Annotated in this window: 8 protein-coding genes and 1 tRNA gene; 7 read left to right on the forward strand and 2 right to left on the reverse strand. The window is 43.9% G+C overall.

The annotated features are described in order from the left end of the window. Nucleotides 1-48 precede the first annotated feature (48 nt). Together EKO24_RS11115 and EKO24_RS11120 are read right to left on the reverse strand one after the other, a co-directional pair. Nucleotides 49-873 (reverse strand): MOSC domain-containing protein, encoded by an 825-nt coding sequence (locus EKO24_RS11115; RefSeq protein ID WP_127029375.1) that lies wholly within the window; start codon nucleotides 871-873, stop codon nucleotides 49-51. 11 nt (nucleotides 874-884) lie between these two features. Continuing rightward, on the reverse strand, nucleotides 885-1235 hold the full coding sequence (locus tag EKO24_RS11120) for a hypothetical protein (RefSeq protein ID WP_127029374.1): 351 nt from the start codon (nucleotides 1233-1235) through the stop codon (nucleotides 885-887). A 324-nt stretch (nucleotides 1236-1559) separates the two neighbouring features. On the opposite strand from EKO24_RS11120, the gene EKO24_RS11125 reads away from it, so the two are divergent. The 7 genes from EKO24_RS11125 to EKO24_RS11155 all read left to right on the forward strand — a co-directional run bounded on the left by EKO24_RS11125 (nucleotide 1560) and on the right by EKO24_RS11155 (nucleotide 7799). Beyond that, the gene (locus EKO24_RS11125) at nucleotides 1560-2756 is read left to right on the forward strand and encodes an ABC transporter substrate-binding protein (RefSeq protein WP_127029373.1); all 1197 of its coding nucleotides are present in this window, start codon (nucleotides 1560-1562) and stop codon (nucleotides 2754-2756) included. 2 nt (nucleotides 2757-2758) lie between these two features. Further along, a complete protein-coding gene (locus tag EKO24_RS11130; RefSeq protein WP_127029372.1) occupies nucleotides 2759-3721 on the forward strand; it encodes a PQQ-dependent catabolism-associated beta-propeller protein in 963 nt (320 codons plus the stop codon). After that, nucleotides 3718-4458: an ABC transporter ATP-binding protein gene (locus tag EKO24_RS11135; protein ID WP_127029371.1), complete on the forward strand. Its 741-nt coding sequence runs from the start codon at nucleotides 3718-3720 to the stop codon at nucleotides 4456-4458. Before EKO24_RS11130 ends, EKO24_RS11135 begins: the two co-directional genes overlap by 4 nt. After that, complete coding sequence (locus EKO24_RS11140; RefSeq protein ID WP_127029370.1) at nucleotides 4455-5258, forward strand: ABC transporter permease; 804 nt, start codon at nucleotides 4455-4457, stop codon at nucleotides 5256-5258. The genes EKO24_RS11135 and EKO24_RS11140 overlap by 4 nt, the downstream gene beginning before the upstream one ends. Nucleotides 5259-5352: 94 nt before the next feature. Then, on the forward strand, nucleotides 5353-6939 hold the full coding sequence (locus EKO24_RS11145) for a hypothetical protein (RefSeq protein WP_127029369.1): 1587 nt from the start codon (nucleotides 5353-5355) through the stop codon (nucleotides 6937-6939). A gap of 250 nt (nucleotides 6940-7189) precedes the next feature. Further along, entirely contained in the window at nucleotides 7190-7675 is a 486-nt protein-coding gene (locus EKO24_RS11150; RefSeq protein ID WP_127029368.1) for a hypothetical protein, read from the forward strand. A gap of 49 nt (nucleotides 7676-7724) precedes the next feature. Further along, nucleotides 7725-7799 (forward strand) — tRNA-Gly (locus tag EKO24_RS11155). Nucleotides 7800-7815 lie beyond the last annotated feature (16 nt).

Genomic DNA, 7815 nt, shown 5'->3' on the forward strand with positions numbered 1-7815 from the left:
TATTGTAAGATTTTAAATGGAAGGCGACTGACTGTTCGCCTGCGTTGGCTAGATTGGAGGTTGCTTGGTGCCGGTCGATTTAATGTGTACCACGTCGCCAACAGTCAATTGCCCGCATTGGTCATGCAAAGCATTTTGCCCGAAATAAACTTTATTTTGCCATTTTCTGGTGCGGTTGAGTGTGGTAAGGGGTTCTTTGCCAATTTGAGCGGTTTCCGGATCGATAGTCGGAATAGCGCATCGGGAACAGGGTTTAGGCAGCCTGAAATCTATCGCATCGATGGTGATTGCGCGCCAAGTGTCTTCCTCGTAAGCGGGGCAGCCTGAAATGACCAGATTGGGCCGGAAACGGGTCATTGGTAAGTCCATCTGCATTTCATGATTTAATGCGACTAGCGAATTTTTTGAAATAATCAGGAAAGGAAAGCCGTCGGAAAAAGCGACTTGATCGTTAACTTTGGCATAGTCGGGATCGACGCGTCGAATGACTTCATCCGGTTGGTAAACCAGTCGGCAATCCAGTTTTAAAAAATCGCTGAGCCATTTGTCGGCTTCGGCTGATACGCTACGAGCATCGCACTGGTCATGCCAGATGGTGCTGTTGATGATTTGTCCGGCAACAGGTTCGAGCGGTAAGGATAAGTTTTCCATGTCCGGTGCGGACAGGATCAGGTTTTTATCTGTCAGTGCGGTTCTAATTAAAGCCATTCTCGGCAATTTCCGCTGGCTGAGGAATTGCCGGTCATTATCGATAATCATCCATTTTCTGTCGTACTGAAAGCCTCTTTCAGTGACAGGCCAGCTGTTTGCGCTAATGCCTGCGAGTGATTTTACGGGATAAATGAATATTCCGCTTAATGTAAAGTGTGTCATTGGCGATAGTATTAACCTAACAATGATTTTACCGCGCCGTCGAAGATATTGCTGTGTGCCGCTTGCGCTTGGAACGGATTGCTTTGAAAATCGGCAATCAGTTGTTTTAACGCTTGTTGAGCTTGATCTTTAGTCGCTATGGCGGCAGCTTGATCGCTGCTTTTTACAGGTGATGACGTCGATAGCTTTAATGACGCATTAGAAAGGTTTACTGTTTCTTGGGAAACATTTAGGCTGTTGTCTTTGTCATTATCTGATCGGTTTTCGGTCGAGGGTTCATTATTTTCCAGGTTTTTCGTCCGTTGGGATGAGGCTGTATTAATGAATGCGTCGGGTCGTGATTGTATGCTGCTAGTGTCCATTTTTATCTCCCTTTAGTTTAAAGTGGATACCGTAAAAACGGCGGTGTTTTTAGCCTGATTTTTAACGTCAGGATTATTTTATATTGATGCTGAACTCTTTATTGATTGAAGTCAATACCCTATTTACAGTACCGTTGATTAGTCCAAGAAAATTTTCCGAATCAGAATTAAACACATTGGCTTTTCAAGTAGGTATAGTAATTTTAGAACAAATTACTTAAAGTCTTTAGCGGTTAAATTTAGCGGGCTTTATTGAAAAACAAAATTAAAGTCGATGAATCCGTTAAAATTAGCATCTGTGCGATTTATTATTGTTAGGAAACGATGCGATCAATCAACTTGTTTTTTCAGGTAACTACTAAGTTCCTATTTCTTATTCATTTGCTTACTGTCGGGTTGGTTCATGCCGAGGCTAAGCAAGTCGTTAATGTTGCTTATTTTACGCAAGAGCAAAAAGTCCCGCCGCAATTGTCTAATTTAGATGCTTTTATAAAAGATAAAGGTGTTTTGGGTATGCAACTGGCAATCGATGACAATAATACGACTGGGCAATTTACCGGGCAGCAGTATGTGCTGAAAAATTTCACCGTACCGTTGGATGGCAATGTTGTCGAGGTCTTTAATAAAGATATTGGCGATCAATATGCGTTTGTCGTAGTTAACTTGCCGGCCGATGCGCTGAATAAAGTTGCCGATTTACCTGCCGCAAAGCAAAAAATGCTGTTCGACGCGGCGACGATTGACGATGCGTTACGTAATGAACAGTGCCGCAATAATGTGCTGCATCTTTTGCCTAACAGGGCCATGCGCGCTGATACGTTGGCACAGTACATGATGAAGAAGCGCTGGAATAAGTGGTTTCTGGTTATTGGTCCTGAGCCGGAGGACCGGATGTTCGCCGATGCAATTAAGCGCTCGGCTAAACGTTTCGGTATGAAAATCGTCGAGGAAAAAAACTGGGAGCATACGTACGATGCTCGTCGTACCGCACAGTCTGATGTAGCGGTATTTACCCAAATTAATGATGATTACGATGTGCTGGTCGTTGCCGATGAGCAAGGCTTATTTGGCGAATACCTCGAATACAGGACTTGGAATGCAAGGCCGGTGATCGGCACTCAAGGTTTAATCGCAACGTCATGGCATCGTACTCATGATCAATGGGGAGCGACACAGATTCAAAATCGCTTTAAAGATCTAGCCGGGCGCTGGATGGAGGAACAGGATTACGCTGCTTACATGGCGGTACGAGCGATCGGCGAAGCGGCTACCCGGACCAAATCCAATGACGTCAATAAAGTCAGGGATTATATGTTAAGCGATGCATTTGCATTGCAAGGCTATAAAGGCAATCCACTGTCGTTTCGTTCCTGGGATCATCAGTTGCGGCAGCCGGTATTATTGGCGGCGCCGAGATCATTGGTTGCGGTTGCGCCGATTGAAGGATTTTTGCATCCGAAAACCGAACTCGATACTTTGGGTTATGATCAGCCCGAGTCGACCTGTAAATGGAGTCAATAGTGATGAAAAAGAATATATTAGGATTATTTTTAACCGCTGCGTTAGCTGCTACGGTGCAGGCTGAAACTGTGTTTGTTACTTTGGAAAAGGATAATGCATTGGCGATTGTCGACCCGATTGCCGGCAAGTTAATCAAAACCGTGGAAATCGGCCAGCGCCCCAGAGGTATCTCTATTAGTCCCGATAATAAGTATTTATATGTCGCAGTCAGCGATGATAATACTATCAAGATTATCGATGCTGATTCACTCAAAGAAACCGGAAAATTGCCGTCCGGTGAAGATCCGGAAACGTTTGCGTTAAATCCAGTTGGCGACAAGCTCTATGTGTCCAATGAAGACGATAGCCAAGTTACCGTAATCGATATTAAGCGCAAAAAAGCGGCCAAACAGATTAAGGTAGGCGTGGAGCCTGAAGGCATCGCTGTCAGCCCTGATAATCTGTGGGTAGCCAGTGCTTCCGAAACGACCAACATGGTGCATTGGATCGATACCAAGAACAATGCCATTGTCGAAAATACCTTGGTCGATCCTCGTCCCCGTGCATTAAGTTTTACCGCCGATAGTCAGCAGCTATGGGTGACTTCGGAAATGGCCGGCACGTTGATGGTCCTGGATGTTAAAACCAAACAGATCATCAAAACGGTTAGGTTCGATGTTCAGGGCATTACCTCCGATAAAATACAGCCTGTCGGCGTTGTGATCGATAAAGACAGAAAACGCGGTTATGTTGCGTTAGGGCCGGCAAATCGCGTGGCAGTAGTTAATGCTCAAACCTTTGAAGTGGAAAAATATCTGCTGGTTGGTCAGCGAGTCTGGAACTTGGCCTTTTCGCCGGACCAAAAGCGGCTTTATACGACCAATGGCACCAGTAATGATATATCAATTATTGATCTCGATAGCCAAACTGTGATCAAGTCGGTCGGTGTCGGTACTTACCCTTGGGGAGTGGCTGTCAAACCATGAACTCATCGATAGCGCTGTCCGTTGAGGGGTTAAGTTTTTCTTATAGTAGCAAAAAAGCGCTAACCCAAGTTAGTTTCAAGATTCAGCCGGGGGAATGTACGGTTTTGTTGGGTCCCAATGGAGCAGGGAAAAGTACGCTGTTTTCGTTGATTACCCGCTTGTATGACACTCGCGACGGGCGTATCGAGCTATGCGGCTTCGATATTAAGCGGCAAACGCTGAAAGCGTTGGGAAAGCTCGGCGTGGTTTTTCAGCAGACTACATTGGATATGGATTTGACGGTGATGCAAAATTTGCGCTATCACGCCGCATTACATGGCATGGGGCGCAAGCAAGCTATGCAGCGGATTCAGCAGGAGCTGGAGCGCCTGGATATGTATGACCGGCGTTTTGAGCGCGTGCGCCAGCTAAATGGCGGCCATCGCCGGCGCGTCGAGATTGCTCGGGCATTGTTGCATAAACCATCGGTGCTGTTGCTGGATGAGCCTACCGTCGGTTTGGATGTACCCAGCCGGCTGTCGATTGTCGAATATGTACATCGCTTGGCGACCGAAGAAAAATTGGCGGTTTTATGGGCCAGTCATTTGATTGATGAAATTTATCCGGATGATCATTTAATCGTGCTGCATAAAGGGCAGGTTAAAGCCAATGGAACGGTTGATGACGTGCTTAGAATAACCGGCACTCCAACCATTAAAGACGCTTTTTACTCGTTGACGCAAGGAGAACAGGGGTGAAGTTGGTTCATTATTGGCGCGCCATGTGGGGCATCATTTGGCGCGAGTTATCGCGGTTTGTTACTCAGCGCGAGCGCTTTATTTCCGCCCTAGTCAGGCCTTTGGTCTGGCTGTTCGTATTTGCGGCGGGTTTTAGGGCTGCGTTAGGGCTTGCGATTACCCCGCCTTATGAGACTTATATCTTGTATGAAGTCTATATCACTCCTGGACTGATCGGCATGATACAACTGTTTAACGGCATGCAAAGTTCATTGTCGATGGTTTATGACAGGGAAATGGGCAGTATGCGGATATTGATGGTTTGCCCGTTGCCGCGCTGGTTTTTATTGCTCAGTAAATTACTGGCCGGTACCGGTGTGTCGATCTTGCAGGTTTACGTGTTTCTAGCGATTGCTTGGTTTTATGATATTCAAGCACCATGGCAAGGTTACTTGTGGATCATGCCGGCGCTGTTATTGTCCGGTTTAATGTTGGGCGCTTTGGGCTTGTTGTTATCGTCTTTTATAAAACAATTGGAAAATTTTGCCGGTGTGATGAACTTTGTGATTTTTCCGATGTTTTTTATGTCGACCGCATTGTATCCTTTATGGAAAATCAAAGAGTCTAGCGCCTTGCTTTATCATTTGGCGCAATATAATCCTTTCTCTCAAGCGGTTGAACTAGTTCGTTTCGCTCTTTATGGACAGTTTAACAGTCATGCGCTTATCTATACTTTTGCCGCTTTTGTCGTGTTTATGGTGGCTGCAATCATTGGCTACAACCCGTCAAAAGGGATGATGATGAGAAAAGGAGGGGCTTGATGTGTTTTTAGAAAGGGTTTGTGATATTGATGAGCGGTGTCGTCGTAAGTTTTTATTAGATAATACAAAGCATTAAAATCAATTCGGTGAATATGTGAAGAACTCTTTTTTTCTGGTTATTCCAACACAACAAAATAATCCTCAGCGCCTGAAAGAGTTTGAAGCAAAAGCGCTACAACATTGGGTAGCTGAACTGCCTACTGCTAATCCTGGATTAGCCACACGTTTGCTTCACGATTTTCTTATAGATTTTAATACTGTCGAAATGGGCATCCAGTTAAGGCTGGATGCGCTGGAACTTTTAAGTCCAAGCGTCCATGTGATTGAAGATTATCTTCGCTCTAGACTGATTAAAACGGGTTTTCCAAAAGAAGAGAATGATAAGAAGATTTTGACGGTATTGATCTCGATTGAAAAGGAATTCACGATCGGCTATTGGATGGTGCTTAAAGAGTTAACCAAGAGAGGCGTTGGCTGGTTTCAAGGAAAGAATGCCGCATTGGCGATCCAGCGCTGCATTAAAGGATTAAGCGGCATTATCGTCAGTCATTTCATTATGGGAATGCCGATACCCGATTGGGTATGGATAGATTTACATTCGCTTTATAGCTTGAGTGTGAAAATAAAGAACAGCACGACCAAAGTTGCGAATGATTCAGGCCAATCCAATAAAGCCAGTAGTCCTGAAGACTGCTATCGGCAGATCCTCTTGCTCAGTCTTGCCGATCCGACCGGCTTAATGCAAAAGGAACTTTTATTGGTTTATAGTTTTATAGAGACAATTGGTTCTTTAGTCGGTCTAAAAAAAGAACCTGTCAATGGTCAGCAAATACAATGTGTTGTCTTCGTGGACGAGGATAAAGCGCCGCATTGTCAATTTGAAGTCAATGCTAAAAACGACGCGGCAACACTGTATTTGGATCTTACCAAACTGTTCAAGGCCTTTAAGCAAAAAGAAAAACTGATTAATGCTGCAGAGGCAAGGTTCAGTTCGATGCATGTAATAAAAAATGACATGGGAAAGCCGGCAGCGGAATTGCTCGATTATCTTGAGCAAAGATGGTTGGGGATTGATTTGCAGGGCGTGCCTTTTTTTAGTGATAGGGCAGATCGATATATTGCTGTAGGTCTGGAATCAACTCATGAGCTGCAAAGCGCGTTGGATTTTGCTGCAGAGAAAGAGCTGGAGTTCCTGGTTCAATCGGCCTCTGATAGATTATTATCCGGCGTTTTCAAACAGACCGGCGTTTTATCGGTTGGGAGTTTGGTCAGTTTCAGAAAAACAGACAGTCCTGAGCACAAGCGGTCTTTAGGCATTGTCAACAAGGTTATTGTTGATAAGCAAAGCGGCAGAATAAACTTTGGTATGCAGTTGTTGGCTCATCAATCCGCAGCAGTCACCTATGTTCATCTGGATGAACTGGGGAAGGAGGCTCCACAAAAAGGACTGTTTTATAGCGCAAAGGAATTGGAATACGAAAAGAGCTATATTGTTACGGATAGTTTTATGTTGAAAGATGACGATGTCATTCGGATGTTTATGAATAGTGAAGACTTTCCCGTTGTATTGAGCAACAGAAAGAATGTCGGTCTAGGTTACTGGCAGTTTGAATGCCGGCGTGTAGCGGAGAAGGTTAAGCCTGTATCGCCACAAACTAAAAAAGGATACGATTTTATTTAGAGAGCTTATCCAGCCGGAATAATAGTGCTATACGCATATAGCACTTGAAAAGTTTTTTTATCGTGGTAAGTTGGCATGTCGAGTTGATTATTAATGTAAATTGTCGCTTTTATAAAGTAGATATAAATAAAACTAAGAGCGTTAACTTATAATGACATTGTTTATGTATATGAGTTACCGTGACAATCAGGTAATATGTTTTGAGTTGGAACCTGAAAATAATAACAAATTACAATCGTGAGGATAAGAAATGAGTAATGAAGAAAACGCTAAAAAATCGGTAGATGCAGCAAAAGAAACGGCTGGTAAGCTGTTTTCATCAATGATGGATTTAAAAGAAAATAATCCAAAAGTATTTTTTGGCATTATTGGAGGCGTAGTCTTCCTGTTCATCGCTATGATGGTAAGTGGCGGCGATTCAGGTATTATTTCGAGTTCTTCGCCTAAAAGTCTTGTTACAGGGCAACGGTATGTTTTGAAAAATCCGAATACTTATGAAGTTGAATCACCTATTCAATTAGTTGCAGTGCCTGGCGCTATAGCGGCTTTTGATGACAGTGAAGATTTAGAAAAAGGCAAAGTTGAGTCTTGCAGACGTATAGCACAAGGCACACCGGTAACTGTTCAGGAGTTTCAGGATTTTGCAGGAAAGAAAAATGCATTTGTTAAAGTTCAGGTTGAGGATGGCGAATGTAAAGGCAGTGCAGGTTGGGTTTTGGCAATTGATGTTCAGTAAAAGTTGACAAGATATAAAAAAGGCTTATAATAAGCAAATAAATTGAAGCGCGGGAATAGCTCAGTGGTAGAGCACAACCTTGCCAAGGTTGGGGTCGCGAGTTCGAATCTCGTTTCCCGCTCCAATTAATTCCGAAAAAG

Source organism: Candidatus Methylobacter oryzae (assembly GCF_003994235.2).
Classification (GTDB): Bacteria; Pseudomonadota; Gammaproteobacteria; order Methylococcales; family Methylomonadaceae; genus Methylobacter_A; species Methylobacter_A oryzae.

Bases quoted from the DNA above. Each gene is read 5' to 3' on its own strand.
- EKO24_RS11115 (WP_127029375.1), bottom strand. From the start codon at position 873: ATGACACACTTTACATTAAGCGGAATATTCATTTATCCCGTAAAATCA.
- EKO24_RS11120 (WP_127029374.1), bottom strand. From the start codon at position 1,235: ATGGACACTAGCAGCATACAATCACGACCCGACGCATTCATTAATACA.
- EKO24_RS11125 (WP_127029373.1), top strand. From the start codon at position 1,560: ATGCGATCAATCAACTTGTTTTTTCAGGTAACTACTAAGTTCCTATTT.
- EKO24_RS11130 (WP_127029372.1), top strand. From the start codon at position 2,759: ATGAAAAAGAATATATTAGGATTATTTTTAACCGCTGCGTTAGCTGCT.
- EKO24_RS11135 (WP_127029371.1), top strand. From the start codon at position 3,718: ATGAACTCATCGATAGCGCTGTCCGTTGAGGGGTTAAGTTTTTCTTAT.
- EKO24_RS11150 (WP_127029368.1), top strand. From the start codon at position 7,190: ATGAGTAATGAAGAAAACGCTAAAAAATCGGTAGATGCAGCAAAAGAA.